15 protein-coding genes are annotated in these 15,805 nt (G+C 48.9%); 2 read left to right on the forward strand and 13 right to left on the reverse strand.

What is annotated here, in order from left to right:
* Positions 1–11: 11 nt before the first annotated feature.
* From ACYVF1_RS09795 to ACYVF1_RS09855, 13 genes are all read right to left on the reverse strand, one after another.
* The gene (locus tag ACYVF1_RS09795) at positions 12–587 is read right to left on the reverse strand and encodes a carboxymuconolactone decarboxylase family protein (RefSeq protein WP_461078121.1); all 576 of its coding nucleotides are present in this window, start codon (positions 585–587) and stop codon (positions 12–14) included.
* Positions 588–600: 13 nt separating this feature from the next.
* Complete coding sequence (locus ACYVF1_RS09800) at positions 601–1,155, reverse strand: carboxymuconolactone decarboxylase family protein (protein ID WP_461078123.1); 555 nt, start codon at positions 1,153–1,155, stop codon at positions 601–603.
* 53 nt (positions 1,156–1,208) lie between these two features.
* Complete coding sequence (locus tag ACYVF1_RS09805; RefSeq protein WP_461078125.1) at positions 1,209–2,429, reverse strand: MFS transporter; 1,221 nt, start codon at positions 2,427–2,429, stop codon at positions 1,209–1,211.
* Between the two features lie 86 nt (positions 2,430–2,515).
* Positions 2,516–4,906, reverse strand: a complete 2,391-nt coding sequence (locus tag ACYVF1_RS09810) for a TonB-dependent receptor (protein ID WP_461078127.1) — start codon at positions 4,904–4,906, stop codon at positions 2,516–2,518.
* Positions 4,848–5,294 (reverse strand): carboxypeptidase-like regulatory domain-containing protein, encoded by a 447-nt coding sequence (locus ACYVF1_RS09815; RefSeq protein ID WP_461078129.1) that lies wholly within the window; start codon positions 5,292–5,294, stop codon positions 4,848–4,850. The genes ACYVF1_RS09810 and ACYVF1_RS09815 overlap by 59 nt, the downstream gene beginning before the upstream one ends.
* 96 nt (positions 5,295–5,390) lie before the next feature.
* A complete protein-coding gene (locus ACYVF1_RS09820) occupies positions 5,391–5,966 on the reverse strand; it encodes a carboxymuconolactone decarboxylase family protein (RefSeq protein WP_461078131.1) in 576 nt (191 codons plus the stop codon).
* 291 nt (positions 5,967–6,257) lie between these two features.
* Positions 6,258–6,797, reverse strand: coding sequence for a hypothetical protein (locus ACYVF1_RS09825; protein WP_461078133.1), 540 nt, complete (start codon positions 6,795–6,797; stop codon positions 6,258–6,260).
* An 81-nt stretch (positions 6,798–6,878) separates the two neighbouring features.
* On the reverse strand, positions 6,879–7,901 hold the full coding sequence (locus tag ACYVF1_RS09830; protein WP_461078135.1) for a sensor histidine kinase: 1,023 nt from the start codon (positions 7,899–7,901) through the stop codon (positions 6,879–6,881).
* Positions 7,882–8,574, reverse strand: a complete 693-nt coding sequence (locus ACYVF1_RS09835) for an ABC transporter ATP-binding protein (protein ID WP_461080713.1) — start codon at positions 8,572–8,574, stop codon at positions 7,882–7,884. The genes ACYVF1_RS09830 and ACYVF1_RS09835 overlap by 20 nt, the downstream gene beginning before the upstream one ends.
* 107 nt (positions 8,575–8,681) lie before the next feature.
* On the reverse strand, positions 8,682–9,932 hold the full coding sequence (locus tag ACYVF1_RS09840) for an ABC transporter permease (RefSeq protein WP_461078137.1): 1,251 nt from the start codon (positions 9,930–9,932) through the stop codon (positions 8,682–8,684).
* A gap of 108 nt (positions 9,933–10,040) precedes the next feature.
* Complete coding sequence (locus tag ACYVF1_RS09845) at positions 10,041–11,138, reverse strand: efflux RND transporter periplasmic adaptor subunit (protein WP_461078139.1); 1,098 nt, start codon at positions 11,136–11,138, stop codon at positions 10,041–10,043.
* Positions 11,139–11,243: 105 nt separating this feature from the next.
* Positions 11,244–12,563: a TolC family protein gene (locus ACYVF1_RS09850; protein WP_461078141.1), complete on the reverse strand. Its 1,320-nt coding sequence runs from the start codon at positions 12,561–12,563 to the stop codon at positions 11,244–11,246.
* A gap of 135 nt (positions 12,564–12,698) precedes the next feature.
* Positions 12,699–12,929, reverse strand: coding sequence for a hypothetical protein (locus ACYVF1_RS09855; protein ID WP_461078143.1), 231 nt, complete (start codon positions 12,927–12,929; stop codon positions 12,699–12,701).
* A gap of 512 nt (positions 12,930–13,441) precedes the next feature.
* Between ACYVF1_RS09855 and ACYVF1_RS09860 the strand changes: the two genes are divergently transcribed.
* A complete protein-coding gene (locus ACYVF1_RS09860) occupies positions 13,442–14,305 on the forward strand; it encodes a sugar phosphate isomerase/epimerase family protein (RefSeq protein WP_461078145.1) in 864 nt (287 codons plus the stop codon).
* Between the two features lie 127 nt (positions 14,306–14,432).
* Positions 14,433–15,770 carry a Gfo/Idh/MocA family protein gene (locus ACYVF1_RS09865; protein ID WP_461078147.1) on the forward strand — a complete coding sequence of 446 codons (1,338 nt, stop codon included), beginning with the start codon at positions 14,433–14,435 and terminating at the stop codon, positions 15,768–15,770.
* The last annotated feature ends 35 nt before the right edge of the window (positions 15,771–15,805 follow it).

Here is a 15,805-nt window from a genome sequence, read left to right on the forward strand (position 1 = left end):
CAATGTAATGCCTAAGAAGGTGGCATATAGTGATCTTCGTGCGTATAGCCATACTCGGCAACTTTCTGTGCCCGATATCGATATAAATCAGAACCATCGGGGGCCCACGTATCAAGCCCATCAACGTAACGGTTAAACATACAGAATGCGGCTGCAATCAGTACCGTATCGTGAATGTCGTGGTCGGTTGCCCCTTCTGCCCTCGCTTGGCTAACCTGATCAGGTGTTACGTATTTACCGCCCTGCTGTACGCTACCCGCTATAGCTAACAAGGCTTTAAGTTTATCTGAGATGTCGGCATGTTCATAATCCTGTTTAACCGATTGTACCAGCGACCAATCCGTATCGCCGAGGTGATGACTGGCAACCGCACCGTGTATAGTCTGGCAGAAAAAACAGTCGTTGCGGGCCGATACGAACGTAGCGATCAATTCCCGTTCGCCCTCGCTCAGGGTGGAATCCGGATGTTTAGCGTTGAAACGTAGTAGTACGTTGACTAGCTCATTGAGCGGGCGAGCCGTCTCGGGGCTAAACGCCATTGGTCCTCGAATACCGGGTAATCCGGGTAAAAAATCAATGTGGGGCATAAATCAGGTTTAATTAACTCGGTTTAGGTAATACGTATCCCAGCGTTCCCATGCGTTCACCCATAGCTACGTAAGCGGCTGGATCTTCGGGCGTTACAGTTGACAGCCCATCAACGTAGCGGTTATACATCGAAAACGACGCGGCAATCAGCACGGTATCGTGTACATCACCATCGGTGGCTCCTTCCGCTCGGGCAGCCGATACTACGTCGTCGGTAACCGTTCGGGCATCGGTTGCTACGTGTTTTGCGATGTTCAGCAAAGCGCGAAGTTTTGGCGAAATGGAAGCCGTGTCTGGATTCTGAAGCGTCTCATCGACGACAGAAGCCTGATCCCCAAACAGATAGCGCGACGCGGCTGCATGACTGTTCATGCAAAAATCCGTACAGTTCTGGCTCGATACAAACGCGGCAATCAGTTCACGTTCGGCGTCAGCGAGCGTACTATCGGGTGAGCCCGCCCGTAACAGCGCCTGAGCAAGTTCGTAAAGCGGTTTACCCGTATCGGGGCGGTACGTCGCCAGGCTTCGAATGCCTGGTGCATCATTATTGAGTTGAATATGTGGCATTTGTGAGGTGCTGGTTTAAAAGTGGTTAACTGCGATGCTACGTTAGGTGATCGTTAATGAGAATCAGGTTTGTACCGAACAAATACGGCCATCCAGGCAATCAGAAAGGCAATGGAAAACGTCAGTAACGCATTGCCGAAACCGCCCAGTCCCAGTACCATTGTTCCCACAAAAAAAACGGCGGTTGCTGTAAAAAAACGACCGATGTTAAAACTAATACCCACTGCCGTTGCCCGAATCCGAACCGGAAATAAGGCCGGAATAATACTCGACAGAGCTCCCTGACTGATGCCAAAAAACAAAGCTACGAAAGCTGTTTCGGCATATATAATCGGTGTAAACTGGCGATTCGTTAAAAACAGTAGTGCACAACCGCCCGCGCATCCAGCAAAGGTTAGCAAAAGCGTTGTTCGCGAACCCAATCGACCAATTAATACCCCCGACAACATACCACCGATAATACCCCCCATGCCGAGGAGCATCATCGTTAAACCGCGTTCTTTCCCCCCGGTTTGGCCAGCTGGTAGTAACGATTGTACCCAGGTCGGAATCCAGGAAAATGTGCCCCACAATCCGATCAGTACCGTACCAAAGACCAGAACGCCGGTTAAAAGGTTGGATTTGTCGGCAGAAGTCCAGGTCTTTTCGGTTTGAGGTTGCTGGCGGAGTCGTTCCCAGTTCGCCGATTCGGGCAGTCGGACCAGCATAAGCGCCGACACCAGAACAGGAATTATCCCCAGCCAGAACGCCTGCCGCCAGGGCACCAGCCCCGCATTGAGCCCGCCTGTCGCCACAATCCCCACCGGAAACATAACGGCGAGAACACCCAGGACCACCGCCCGACTTTTCTCAGGCCAGATTTCTGACAGATAAACCGTTGTGAGCAGTAAAACCCCACCCACGCCGGCCCCCGTCAGGAATCGGTAAAGCAGCAGTACTGGCCAACTCGGCGCAAAAACGGTAAATACCATTGCCACACCATAGAGGAACGTAACGAAGGCCACCGCCCGCGATCGGCCAATCTTATCGCCAATCAGTCCGAACACGAGTCCACCCGTCATCCAGCCATACAAAAATGCGGCACTGATGTAAGCCCCCACATCGCCCAGTTGGGTTTCGGAAACCGATTTGCCGAGTAGTTCCGGTATGGCAACGGGCAGGAACGTAGCCATGAGCGTTGAGGCCGTTCCGCCCAGCAAATACGACAGCGCGCACAAACCAAAGGCGAGCCAGTCGGCACGTAGCGTTTCTGGTTTTGTTAATGTTGCTTCCATATGGATTAATGAGTGAAAGAGCGAAAGAGTGAATGAGCGAATAGCTGCCGGAGAGACGCTCTTTCGCCCATTCACTCTTTCACTCTTTATTTAATTCCCTGATCAAATACCAGCGATACGTAGTACAGTCCGCCCACCGCCGGGGAGCCGTACGACTGCACGATGTACTGATTCGTTAAGTTATTGGCACCAAGTTTCAGCACCGTTTTCAACGACGGCATCCGATAGCTGACCTGCGCATCAAGCAAATGATAAGCCGGTACGCGTCCGGGAATCAGCGCGTTGAACGAACCGACCCAGTCGAAACTTTCCTGCCAGTGCCACGCTACGTTAAAGCCAATGTTGGGCGCAATAGTGCGGTGGCCGACCGTTACGTTCGTTTTGAAACGGGGTGTATTGAAAGCCGCTACGTTGTTGGGGTCAGCGTTTCGTATGTCGAACGACGACCACGTACCATTGGTCCCGATCTGATAACCGCCGGATGTTCGATAGGTCAGACCGAGCGTTGCGCCTTGTGCCGATACTTTGTCGGGAGCATTGGTATAAAGCTGAAACGCCTGTACCCGACCACTCAAAATATCCTGCGCAGCCGCCGGATTCGGCTTACCATCCGACCCCAATACCGGACTCTGCGGACGTAGCACAACCGTATTGAGAATGAAGTTGTTATAGACTCCATAATAGTAGTTCGCATCGACTGACAGATTGCTGCTGAGAAGTCCGCGATAGCCAATTTCGAAACTATTAACTCGTTCGGGCGCAATGTATGGTACGTTCGATTTCTGCAATTTGTCCTTATTATTCAGCACCGCCTGTTGCGGACCCACTTTGTTTACGTCGGCTCCGAAACCGGCCCCAAACACATTCACGCTGGCGGCTGTGTACGAATTTTCATACACGTTCATGCCCGCGCTGTTGCTGGGCGCACCACCCAGAATAGTAATTGGCCCTACATTGAGCTTGATGAACTGATCGGAAGGAGTGGGGTTGCGGAACCCGGTCTGATAACTCGCCCGGAAATGATGCCGGTCGGTGGCCGAAAACACCGCTGAGGCACGGGGCGTAAAATAGCCCGCGAAATTCTGATTTTTATCGTATCGGCCAGATACCGTGAGTTTTAGCTTGTCGGCCAGAAACGCCTTACTAACCTGGGCAAAGGCACCGTATTCATAATACAGAATCCGTCCTCCTTTATCATCGAACAACGTACCGTTGGTGAACAGACTATACTCCCGGTAATTACCACCAACGAGCACTTCTGCTACGTTGTTAAGCGCCGATGTCAGGTTATACTGACCATCGGCGTGCCACATGCTGGTTTGGCTCAGAATTCCCGCACCAGCCAGTCCCTGAACAGCGGTTAGCCGATTTTTCTGAGCTTCATATTCGGCTGTGCCGGGGAGTAATCGACCCTGGTCGGCGAAGGCGCGGGCGGCTGTATGATCGCTGCCCGTTACGTTCGGAATAGTGCCCCCGTAGGCTGCTGTATACCGGGCAAACCACGTATCGTCGGCTTTGTCGGGTGTTACTACGTTACCGTTCAGATCGCGCACCCACGTCCGGTTTATCTGCTGGCCCAACGAGCGGGTATTGTACGAATCGTGCGAGTCCTCGGCGTTGCTGTACCAGCGCACAAAAAACTGTTTTCCCCGTAACTCCAGCCGGTGTTGCGTGAGAGAGAACCCATTGACCGAGAAGCGGTTAGACCCCGTGTAATTAGCTGTACCTTTCGCGTAATTAAAAGCATAAATGGCTTCCAGCTTCGGAGTGATCCGGTAGTGAAGCGCGCCGTTTAGCTTCAGACTATACACGTTGTAATCGGTCAGGTCTTTCTCCTGATAGCCCGTCCTCGACACTTGCCCCGCACCAGTCAACGTTCTGACAACCTCATCCCCATAAATATTGAGCGCATTCCGGGCCGGATTTTGTGCACCACGCTGCTCCACAAGGGTCGACTGGTTTACGTCCGTATAATCGGTAGCGAACCAGTCGAGACCCCACATGTACGACGCATTCAGTTTGAAAGCCAGCTTGTTATTGAACGCTTTAGCGTAACGAATGGCATGATCGTTATAAATGGCCGCACTGGTATTAGGATCGCTCAGGTGATTCACACCCACTTTGGCCTGAACACTCAAACCCTGATACGTAAATGGGTCTTTGCTCGTCATCAGCAATGCACCGTTGAAAGCCGCCGGCCCATATAAGGCCGAAGCTGCGCCGGGCACAAGTTCTACACTTTCGGCATCTAAGTCGCTCAGACCAAACATATTACCGACCGAAAATCCGAATCCGGCGGGTTGGTTGTCCACGCCATCAATAAGTTGCAGAAAGCGGCTGTTTCCCGTACTGGCAAAGCCCCGCGTGTTAATTTGCCGATACGTAAGACCGCTTGTCACCATATCAACGCCTTTGAGGTTATTGATTCCCTCGTAGAATGTAGCCGATGGCGTTTCGCGAATCGTTCGGGCGTCCATTTTTTTCAATCGTGACGGGGGCTCTGACCAGCCGTTCCTCAACACGGGAGGCCCCAACCACTACTTCGTCTAACTCGCTGATTGATGGATTCAGAAGGAGGCTGATTGGCGAATTCGGATCGGTTACCAAAACCGTTTGCGGCTCATACCCAACCATCGAAATACGTAGTGTAAGTGGCCCTTTTCGATTGATCGAAATACTGAATTTACCATCACTATCCGTAACGGTACCTGAATTTTGTCCTTTTGCGGTAACGGTTGCACCAACGAGTGGTTTTTGTGTAACAGGGTCCATGACGGAGCCGGTTACGTTTACAGACTGCGCTATTGTTAGGGTACTAATGAGCCAGAACCATGCGAAAAGCAGGGCGTGCTTCTTTATGTTCATGAGATAAGAATCTTTAGGATTGGCCACGTAGCATTTGGCCTTTCTAGCACGTAGTGAACGTAATGGGAAAGCCTGGTTTGCTACGTAGCGTGTTAATTATGAATTACTTGATGAACTCTGTGGTGCCGGATAACCTCCCGGCGGACGAGTATAGCCACGGTGCACAATACGGTCGCCCAGCGTATCATAATAAGCTGGGTCGGTGGGCGTTACAGTTGCCATACCATCAACGTATTTGTTGTACAGGCAAAACAGCGCGGCAATCAGTACCGTATCATGAATTTCGCGGTCGGAAGCACCGGCTTTTTGAGCACGGGCCACAGCTTCCGACGTAACGGCCCGACCCGATTTCTGAGTTTGAGCGGCAATTTGCAGCAGGGCTTTCATCTTCTCGCTCACGGGCGCCGTTTCGATATCGGCTTTCACCGCCCTTGCAGTTGTATCGTCGCCCAGCAGCAGGTCAGCGGCTTTTGTATGGGCGGCATTGCAAAAGTTGGTGCAGTTTCGCGACGACACCAGGGCGGCAATTAGCTCGCGTTCGCCCTGTGTCAGTGTCGATTCACCACGTAGCAGGATCTGGGTAAGTTCCCGAATTGGCATGGCCGTATCGAGCCGGTATTCGAGCAAGCCCGTAATACCCGGTAAATGATCCGGTAAAGGAATATGAGGCATGATTTAATGTTGTATAGAAGTTAGCCACGGGTCGCTATCAGACGTAGCGAATTTGTGCTAACCTGGTCATTGTCAGTAAATAGAAGGCCTATCGTTTCCTGCGTCGTGACGGCGCGCAGAAACGACTAAACGATTTCAGAAATCGTACTTTCCAGACAAAACGGGTCGTCTGTGCTGCTGATCATTCTGCATACCGTAATGAATCGACGCTACGTGTAAGGCAACGTTGCTACGTTCAGTCAACAGAATGCGACTGCTTCGAGGGACACAAAACGGAAGAGAAAATACCGGTCAGGCTTCGGGCGGAGGAGAAGAAACGCGTAGGGCCAACTGACGGGATAGAAGCGGTTTTTCGGGAATCCGAATGTGGTTACGCCAAGCTGGCGAATTGAAACAGAAGGCAAGGCGCGGGGTCGGCGAATATTCTTTAAGCAAAAATTTCAGTAACGTATTGGCCTTTTTCGGGGAATCGTCGGGGCCTGTTACGTGCTCCTGCATGAATGATAGTAAGTCGCTCTGCCAGAACGAATTACTTTCCGTTTGCAGGCCAGCGATATACAACGTATCACCCGCAATGCTCATGCTGACTACTGAATAGTACTGCCCTCGGTGCGTGAAGCCATCCGACGTAGTGCGGGTAATCGCGTTGGCATCGGGCTTATCTTTAAGAGGAATCTGGAACTCAACAATACTATCGACCGAACGATACACCTGAAGCCGTTTGGAAAGGTCGTGTTCGGCCTGCCACCAGGTGCCAACGCACACCAGCATATAAGCCAGCACGTGGCTTAATAGCAAGCAAACCAGACCAACCGATAGAGCCTTCTTCACGCGGATACTTCAGGGGAATTTTTTCCAATAATAATACTAAATTTTAAAGCAAGCTACCAACCGGCCTTATCTGTAGTATCCTCATTTTGCCACGAGAGGCACACGTACCTGAAAAACAGCCTCTTTCTCGTCAAATTCAACTGGCTGCGGGCTTAGATAACTATACAATTGTTTTAGATTCTCAAGTCCCTGCTTATTCGATGTTTCAACCTGTCGTTTACGATGAACCGGATTTGATACGTTCAGAAAACCGTCGCTGGCGCTGATGGTGACAATTAGAGGGTGGGCTTCGCTGATGACGTTGTGCTTGATAGCGTTTTCAATCAGAATCTGGAGCGTAACCGGCACAATCTGCTGCTCAAGGGCGTCATCACCAACGTAGCACTTTACAATAAACTGCCCGTCGAAGCGCGTCTTCAGGAGTGATACGTAGTTTTTGATAAACGCCAGTTCCGTTTCGACGGATACCAGCGCCTTGTTTTTGTGTTGCAATACGTAGCGGAATACCTTCGACAATTGTTGCAGAAATTGGCGCGCCAGCGCCGGGTTGTCGTCAATTAAGCTGTCGAGCGACGAGAGGCTATTAAACAAAAAATGTGGACTGATCTGGTTTTTCAGGCTGTCGAGCTGCACCTGCACTTTTTCTTTTTCGAGTTGGGTTGCACGTAATGCATTTTTCTGCCATTGGGTCAATAAATGACTGGCAATGAAGCCTAGACACGTAACTGTATTGACGAGAAAAACCAGCAGCGAAATGATGATGATGGTAAAGCGATTGAATTGCGCCAATATCTCCGGTACGACGTACGTAACGACTACATACCCCACAATAAAGAAGATAGTCTTGACAATTGACCAACCGCCAACGAGTTGAACCAGTACGCGCCATTGGACATTTTTTTCGAACGGAAGAATTCGATTGAGCCATTCATTTAACCGATAATGAAAAACCCAGATGACGTTAAAAACGAAGAACGATGAAAAAAACAGGAGGACCTGTAGCTCCCACGATATATTTGGAATAAGCCACTGACGAGCCACAATTCCTGCCAGAGCCATCCATAAGAACAGGACTTCGACGTATTTATTGAACTTTATTTTCATGACTGGCGATAATCATTCCGTCCGACATTTCGATTACGCGGTCAGTTCCGTCGGCAAAATCAGGATCGTGCGTAACGGCAATGATGGTCTGGCCTTTCTGAGCCAGATCCCGAAAAATTGAGAACACATTTTCGGTATTTGCTTTGTCCAGGTTACCGGTTGGTTCATCGCCCATAATGATGGTCGGGTCGTTGATGAGGGCGCGGGCAATAGCCACCCGCTGCTGCTGTCCACCCGATAACTTACTGGCCGATTTCCGGGCGAAATCGGCCATGCCAATCAACCGGAGTTTTTCCATGGCCCGTTCTTCTATTTCTTTTTCTGAATATTTGCCAAGTTTCAGTCCGGGTAACATAACGTTTTGCAGGGCCGAAAATTCCGGAAGCAGAAAGTGAAACTGAAATACAAATCCCAGGTGTTCGTTGCGAAAGTGCGCCAGAAAATCCTGATTCCGTCCTTTCAACGGCGTACCGGCCATTTCAATCTGCCCCTCATAATCCGTATCCATAGTTGACAGCAAATACAACAAGGTCGATTTACCGCAACCCGATTTTCCAACAATAGACAGAAATTCACCTGTCTGTACGTCGAACGTAACATCTTTCAGAACCTGAAATTTCTCCGGGTCGTAAAAGTATTTGTTAATATGCTTGGCAGAAAGAACAGACATAATTTAAAGAGCGAAAGAGTGAATGAGCGAAAGACCGGCCCCCCGGAGCGGTGAAAAGCTGCTGGAGTTTATCGCTCTTTCGCTCATTCACTCTTTCGCTCTTTAATGACCTAACCACGTAGTATCGACACCGGGTCTACCTGCGCGGCTTTTCGGGATGGAAGAAAGCCAGCGAGAACGGTGGTGATGACACCGAACAGGATGCCCATAACGTAGTATTTCCCGTCGAAAATGACGGGGAATGTTTTAATGCTTAGGAAATCGCCCGCATCGAATGGGGTGATAGACAGCATGTAACTCAGGCCAAAACCAATAAAAAGCCCCAGCAAGCCACCCGATAAACCAATGAAAACCGCCTGCAGCAAAAAAATAGCGACGATATCTTTTCCGTCGAAACCAGTGGCTTTGAGGATGGCGATGTCTTTGATTTTATTGATGACAGTCATGTTCATGATGTTGTAAATGCCGAACCCCGCCACGACCAGCAAGGTCATCGATACGACAAACGTCATGACGTTACGTATCTTTTCGCCCGCCAGAATGGCCGTGTTGGCGGTTGCCCAGTCTTCGGTGTAATAGCCGTACATGGCCCGAAGCCGCTTGCCAAACGGAAGCGCCTGAAGCGGGTCAATCATTTTGATGTGGATGTCAGTAATGTAGCTCGGATCTTTCTGAAGCATTTCCTGAACCGTCGACAGGTTGGCGTAACTCTTGGTGTTATCGACTGTGCCAACGCCAAACCCGAACGTACCGACCACCCGCAGAATCCGCGTTCCTCCGGCGGGCGTAGTAACACTAACTTTATCGCCAACGCGAACGTTGAGTTTACGAGCCAATACCACGCCCATAATTAGCCCATCGGGATTGGTTTTCAGACTATTAATGGACCCAGACTTTAACCGGGTTGTCAATCGGTAAAGCCGGTTTTCCCGCTCAATATCTACACCCGAAATTGTTCCCGACAATTGAATTGGACCATTATTGTAAAATGCCTGCGTGGCAACCTGGGGCGAAACGCCAAGCACACCTGATTCTTTCTCAACCCGTTCGGCAATGGCAATTCCATTCTTGATACGTGCCTGTTCGTCTTTCGGTTTCTGGTGATATACGACGTTAAACTGACCGGGTTTCAATTGTTCAATTAAACTTGGTCGCTGGGTATTCACTTCGTTATACATCCGAATGTGCGGACTGGCGTCCAGCGCCGAATCTTCCAGAAATTGATTCACGCCCTGCATAAACGATATCATCGTAATGAACATGGCAATTCCGAACGTAACGCCGAGCATAGCAACAAGCGTTTGCCGCTTTTTTGCCAGCAAATGGGTCCGGGCAATTTGTGATGCGATACGTATGTCCATGGTGAAAGAGCGAAAGAACGAAAGAGTGAAAGAGCAGGGGAATGAAAGGTTGAATGGGTGTCGCTAGCTGTACGCGCTTTCACTCTTTCGTTCTTTCGCTCTTTAATTTTACTCATTTAAAATTAGTTTTGTCTTCTCCGTTAAGCCGCCTTTCACTTCCACAAAATCGAAGTTTTCGGCGCCTTTCTGGAATTTGATTTTTTGGCTATTTCCATTCTGCTCAATCAGTACGCTGTCGGCGCCGATGACGTAGGATTTCGGAATGGTCAGTACGTGGTCATTCTGGCTAATTATGATATTGGCTTCTACGGTTAGGCCGTAGTAAGAATCGGGTTTTTCACCCACAAACTCAGCGTCGACCCGGAAGGACTGATCGGTACGGTTGAGTTTAGGATAGATTTTACTAACGCGGGCTTTAAACGTTTTTTCGCCATATATGTCGGCCTTTAGTACTACGTCCTGTCCAATCCGAAGCCGCCCGAAATCGCTCTCATCGACTGACAATTGCGCATAAAGCTGATTTCCGCTGCCAACCAGCGCTAACTGATCGCCGATACGTACTACCTCGCCGGGGTCTTTATAAACTTCGTATACTTTCCCATTGACAAAGCTGCGAATGCGCGTGTTACGTCCCGCTACTTCCGAGCTTACCAGTTGACTCCTGTTGTTTGCTACGTCGAGACGAATCTGGTCGCGGCTACGTGCCAGCGTATTTTGCTGCGCCCGAAGGTTATTCCGTGAGAGCGTAAAGTTGAGTTCGGCCCGTTCGAGTTCGGCTTTGGATGTAGCGTTCTGAGCGTATAATTCGCGAAACCGATTGTAGTTAATCGAGTCGTTGGCGAGCCGGGTGCGGGCGTTACGTACCTGCGCTTCTAGTTCGGCCAGCACGGGCGAATTGGTGCTGAGGTTAGCCCGGGCCTGTCGGTAAGCGTTGGCAGCTGCCTCCTGGCGGGCATCTTCAGAAGCGCTTTCCAGCACAAATAACAACTGACTCTGGTGGATGGAATCGCCCTCGTTAATCAGGCGTTTTTCCAGTACACCGGCCGCATCGGCCGTTACGGTATATTCGTTACGTGGATACACATTTCCCGACGCATACACCGCTTCTGTCAATTCTCGATACGTTGGCGATGTGCCTTCTTCACTACGTTTACAACCAGCGCAGATCAGTATGAAGAATATAAATTGGTAGAATGCAGTTTTCATCAATGTTCAGATTTACTGTTTTCTGTTTACTGCTGGCAGTTTACAGATATTGATACGTATTAAAATCCTTTTTTTAAATCAGTAAATGGACGACTGTAAACCTCTCTATTGACCGTTACGGATTTGTAAAATCGTCTGGTTGATAAACACGTTCGATAAATTGTTTAGATAGCGATTCTGAGCTGTTAGTGCTTCATTGAACACGTTGAGATACTGATCGTAAGCGAACAATCCGGATCGGTATTTAACGAGGGCAATTTGTACGTTCTGGCTGCTGAGTTCGTAATTTTGACGATTTAAATCCAACGAGCGTACCGCCTGATTGAACGTATTACGTATGTCTTCATTGTCCGTTTGTTGTTTGTTACGTTCGTAAGCAAGGGCGATTTCGGCGGCTTTAATTTGTAATTTGGCGCGGATTAAATTGCTGTTACGTAACCCGCCTGTATACAGATACCAATTGAACTGTAAACCCGCTACACCAATCTGATACCACGGTTGGGAGGTATTTAAGAAGTTAATCTGATTCCGCTGAGCCTGCTCCATATAGCGGCCGTAGGCCGACAAAGTAGGCCAACGTTGTAATCGCTCCCGGTTCAATTGAAGTTGTGCGAGTTCAATTCGTGCCTGTTGAAGTATAATCTGCGGTCGTTCAACGGACAGTAAATCGGTAGTTGGAATTGGTGAACCTGTTGATCGTGTAGACAGATTTTCGGACAATACCAGACTATCGGCAGGTGCCAGCCCCAATATGAGTTTCAATTGATTGAGGTTCCGAGTGTAGGCCAGTTCATTCTGATACAGAACGTCGGCGGTGGTCAGCTGAACTGAACGTATTCGGTTGTATTCCAGCGGTTCAATCAAGCCTTTAGCCAATCTTTCGCGGGCAATCTGCGTGAGCGTATCAGCCGCAGAAAGGTTGCGTTTGGTCAACGTAATGGCCGAACCGGTAAGCAACGTAGCATGATACACCCGGGCCGTCTGCGTCGAAATTTCATCCTGAAGCACCAGATTCTGACTATCGGTAATTCTTAGATTCTGGTCGGTAATACCGATGTCAGCGCGGGCGGGGCGATTTACAATTGGTACGTTAACTTCTACTCCGGCAGCCAGTACGTAAGGGAGGCCGAATTGAAGCGTCCGAAATTCGCCCGGTTTACCACCCGGCAAAAACTCGGCTGGCACCAGTTGCACAGGCAGCGCGTAGTTGTAATCGAAGTTGGTAAAGAAACGAGCCTGCGGTAACAGATTGGCGCGGGTGGCACTTAGTTGCTGGGTTTGTACCTGCCGATTCTGCCGAGCATTCAGGATTTCCGGGTTATTACGTCGGGCTAGCGCGAGTGCTTCCTGAACCGTAGCGACAACCGTTTGCGCATTGGCAGTAATGGAGCAGAAAAGAAATAATATAACGAGAAACCTATTCATAATCAGCGCGAATGGTGAGCCAAAGGAAATAGGTTTTTGCGATTCAGGTAAGCGAGATATTCACGAAGCCGGTAAAAACTACGATTAAGCTGACGTTTCTGGGCATGAAAAAGCCGGAGTGTGTGACTCCGGCAGTTATTCTGAGGGCAATTTTTTGCGCGGCTTTCGCAATCCCGGTGGGTAAAAGCGATAGGGGTTACCCTCCGCATCGAATTTGTAATACTTTCCATCAACGCGCATCATCATCGTTGTTGGGTCTGAATTCCAATAAGGCTCTGAAATGCCCAACTCGTTATCCAAATCGGATACTGTTTTTTTTGAGTTGCGCTTCGTAACGCTGGTGGATGTCTTTGTTGTTTGTGGCATAGCACGTAACGATTATAGCAAACAATTTATCACAGTCTTGTCGCTTTTCTAAATAAAACACGATATAATAATATCTGCCTTCATATTGAGAAACAGCAAAGTACTTCTTTTTCGCATCAGCGTATTTCTGTATTAGAACATTCCCCTGGCTTAGTACTTTAATAATCTCTCCAAAGGTTAGCCGGTGAAAACGCTTATTGTCAGACTTGCTGAGGTCCTGAAGGTATTTTGTCAGATAGTGATCAAGGTTTATCGTTTGAAAGAAAATTTCAGCACGACCTTCGTCGGTGTAAATGGTTTTGTTTTTGGGATAATGATTCATGGACCTACTAAAGACATACACTTCCTTAATTAGTCACAGAGTGCAATACCTATTTTTAGGGCAGAATTAAATTTTGATAGAAAAGGGCATCTTATCCAGTCAGTTCAATTATAACCGAAACTGTCAGTAGAAAAACGGTTTTAGACGTTTTTAATCGGGAAATCCCTTTCTGAGTTATCCGTCACATTTCATGACTACACGACGAACATTTCTTAAAAACGCTGGTGGTTCATTCGCACTGGCAAGTATAGCACCAGCCATTACGTCTGTTGCAGCTCCCAATCATAACAAAGCTGCTGGCGAGGATTTATTTAAGCTGGGCATGGCTGGATTCACGTTTGTTAACTTCAAACTCGATCAGTCGCTGGAGATGATGCGGAAAGTTGATGTACGCTATCTGTGTATCAAAGATTTCCATCTTCCGCTCAACAGCAACGAAGAGCAGATTAAAGCCTTTCACGAAAAGCTGAAAGAGTCGAACGTAACGGGCTATGCGGTGGGTCCCATCTACATGAAAACAAAGGAAGAAATCGACAACGGATTCGACTATGCGAAGCGCGTCGGTGTAAAGCTTATTGTGGGGGTGCCTAATGAAGACTTGTTGCCGCTTATCGACAAAAAAGTGAAGGAGTATGATATGCGCTATGCCATTCATATTCATGGTCCTGACATTAAACTATGGCCAAACGCCAAGTCGGTAATCGATGCGGTGAAGGACCTGGACCCACGTATCGGCCTTTGTTTTGATATGGGCCACGACGCTCGTTTTGGTGATGACCCCATTGCCGATTTGGAGAAATACGCCAAACGTATCTTTGACATTCACCTGAAGAACGTAACAGCAGCTTCAAAAGAAGGAAAAACCTGCGAACTGAGCCGGGGTGTGATTGATATTCCTGCCTTCGTTGGTATGCTACGTAAAATCAAATACGACGGCAGTTGCAGCCTTGAATATGAAAAAGATATGAAAGACCCGCTGGCAGGAATCGCCGAGTCAGTTGGCTATTTCAAAGGTGTCTGCGATGCCACAAAATCCGGCAAACGCAAAGCATAATAATAGTGATGAGTAATAAGCGATGAATGATAAATTGGCCGACGCACTCAAGAATTGCTGGCGTCGGTCAACTTATCATTCATCGTTCATCACGTATCGTTCTAAAACTTATCACTTATAAAAAGACATGGAAAACTCGCGGAGAGAGTTTATGAAAAAAGCTGCTTTGGGAGCGGCCAGTATAAGCATAGGCGGGATGGGGATGCCCGCCAAAAGCTATGCTAAAATCATCGGTGCTAACGAACGGTTGAACGTAGCAATTGCCGGTTTGGGTCGGCGATTAGGCGCTTATTATGAGCCTATTGGCAAAAAAGAAAGCAACGTTGAGCTCGTCTATCTGTGCGACGTAATGAAAAAGCAGCGGGAGTCGGCGGTGCAGAAATTTTCAAAGCACATTACGTATACCCCGAAACTGGAAAATGACATCCGCAAAGTTATTGCTGATAAAAACGTCGACGTACTGTTCAACGCAACACCCGATCACTGGCATGCACCTGGTACGTGGCTGGCGGTGCAGGGCGGTAAGCACGTATATGTTGAAAAACCCTGTAGCCACAATCCCCGTGAGGGCGAAATTCTGACTGAACTTCAGAAAAGATCAGGGAAAGTTATCCAGATGGGTAACCAGCAACGCTCGTCAGCGGAGTCGATTGATATTATCGGACAGATTCATAATGGCGTTATTGGCAAGCCATTTAAGGCGGTGGCTTTCTACGCCAGTGCCCGCGGTGAGGTGCCACATCAGAAAAAAGCGCCCGTTCCCGATGGACTGGACTGGGATCTGTTTCAGGGACCGGCTCCTCGTCGGGAATACACTTCCGAAACCTGGGATTATAACTGGCACTGGTATGGCTGGACGTACGGTACCGCCGAAGCAGGTAACAACGCTACGCATGAACTGGACGTAGCACGCTGGGCATTGCAGGTCGAATATCCGGAATTCGTTTCCGTGGAAGCGGCTAAGCGGTATTTCGCGGAAGATGGCTGGGAAATGTACGATACCATGGATGCTACGTTCCGTTTTCCGGGCGATAAAATCATTAAGTGGGATGGTAATAGCCGCAACGGTCAGAAAACGTTCGGCAGCGACCGGGGAACGTACATTTACGGTACCAACGGCACTGTTTACGTTGATCGAGATGGGTATACGCTCTACTCACGCGAAGGCAAGGTTGTTAAAGACAGCAAAGCGAAAGGTTCCGAAGCCGGTACGGCACTTGGGGGTGGGGGCGATATGACTACCCGGCACGTAATGAATTTCTTCGAAGCCATTCGGGGTAAGGAAAAACAGGCGTCACCTATAGCTGAGGGCGCTAAAAGTACGCTGCTTTGTCACCTGGCAAACATTGCATTCCGAACCAAAAAATCATTTGCGGTCGATACCAAAAACGGCCACATTAAAGACGCTGACGCCATGAAATTGTGGAGTCGACAATACGAAAAGGGTTGGGAGCCTCCTTTCTAAACCTGGATTTCAGTAAGATCAAAAGGATTTTCAGG

This window comes from Spirosoma flavus (assembly GCF_054778555.1).

Excerpts from the sequence above, each read along its gene's own strand:
- ACYVF1_RS09845 (WP_461078139.1), bottom strand. The coding sequence starts at position 11,138 with ATGAAAACTGCATTCTACCAATTTATATTCTTCATACTGATCTGCGCT.
- ACYVF1_RS09840 (WP_461078137.1), bottom strand. The coding sequence starts at position 9,932 with ATGGACATACGTATCGCATCACAAATTGCCCGGACCCATTTGCTGGCA.
- ACYVF1_RS09830 (WP_461078135.1), bottom strand. The coding sequence starts at position 7,901 with ATGAAAATAAAGTTCAATAAATACGTCGAAGTCCTGTTCTTATGGATG.
- ACYVF1_RS09850 (WP_461078141.1), bottom strand. The coding sequence starts at position 12,563 with ATGAATAGGTTTCTCGTTATATTATTTCTTTTCTGCTCCATTACTGCC.
- ACYVF1_RS09855 (WP_461078143.1), bottom strand. The coding sequence starts at position 12,929 with ATGCCACAAACAACAAAGACATCCACCAGCGTTACGAAGCGCAACTCA.
- ACYVF1_RS09815 (WP_461078129.1), bottom strand. The coding sequence starts at position 5,294 with ATGAACATAAAGAAGCACGCCCTGCTTTTCGCATGGTTCTGGCTCATT.
- ACYVF1_RS09820 (WP_461078131.1), bottom strand. The coding sequence starts at position 5,966 with ATGCCTCATATTCCTTTACCGGATCATTTACCGGGTATTACGGGCTTG.
- ACYVF1_RS09805 (WP_461078125.1), bottom strand. The coding sequence starts at position 2,429 with ATGGAAGCAACATTAACAAAACCAGAAACGCTACGTGCCGACTGGCTC.
- ACYVF1_RS09860 (WP_461078145.1), top strand. The coding sequence starts at position 13,442 with ATGACTACACGACGAACATTTCTTAAAAACGCTGGTGGTTCATTCGCA.
- ACYVF1_RS09795 (WP_461078121.1), bottom strand. The coding sequence starts at position 587 with ATGCCCCACATTGATTTTTTACCCGGATTACCCGGTATTCGAGGACCA.
- ACYVF1_RS09800 (WP_461078123.1), bottom strand. The coding sequence starts at position 1,155 with ATGCCACATATTCAACTCAATAATGATGCACCAGGCATTCGAAGCCTG.
- ACYVF1_RS09810 (WP_461078127.1), bottom strand. The coding sequence starts at position 4,906 with ATGGACGCCCGAACGATTCGCGAAACGCCATCGGCTACATTCTACGAG.
- ACYVF1_RS09865 (WP_461078147.1), top strand. The coding sequence starts at position 14,433 with ATGGAAAACTCGCGGAGAGAGTTTATGAAAAAAGCTGCTTTGGGAGCG.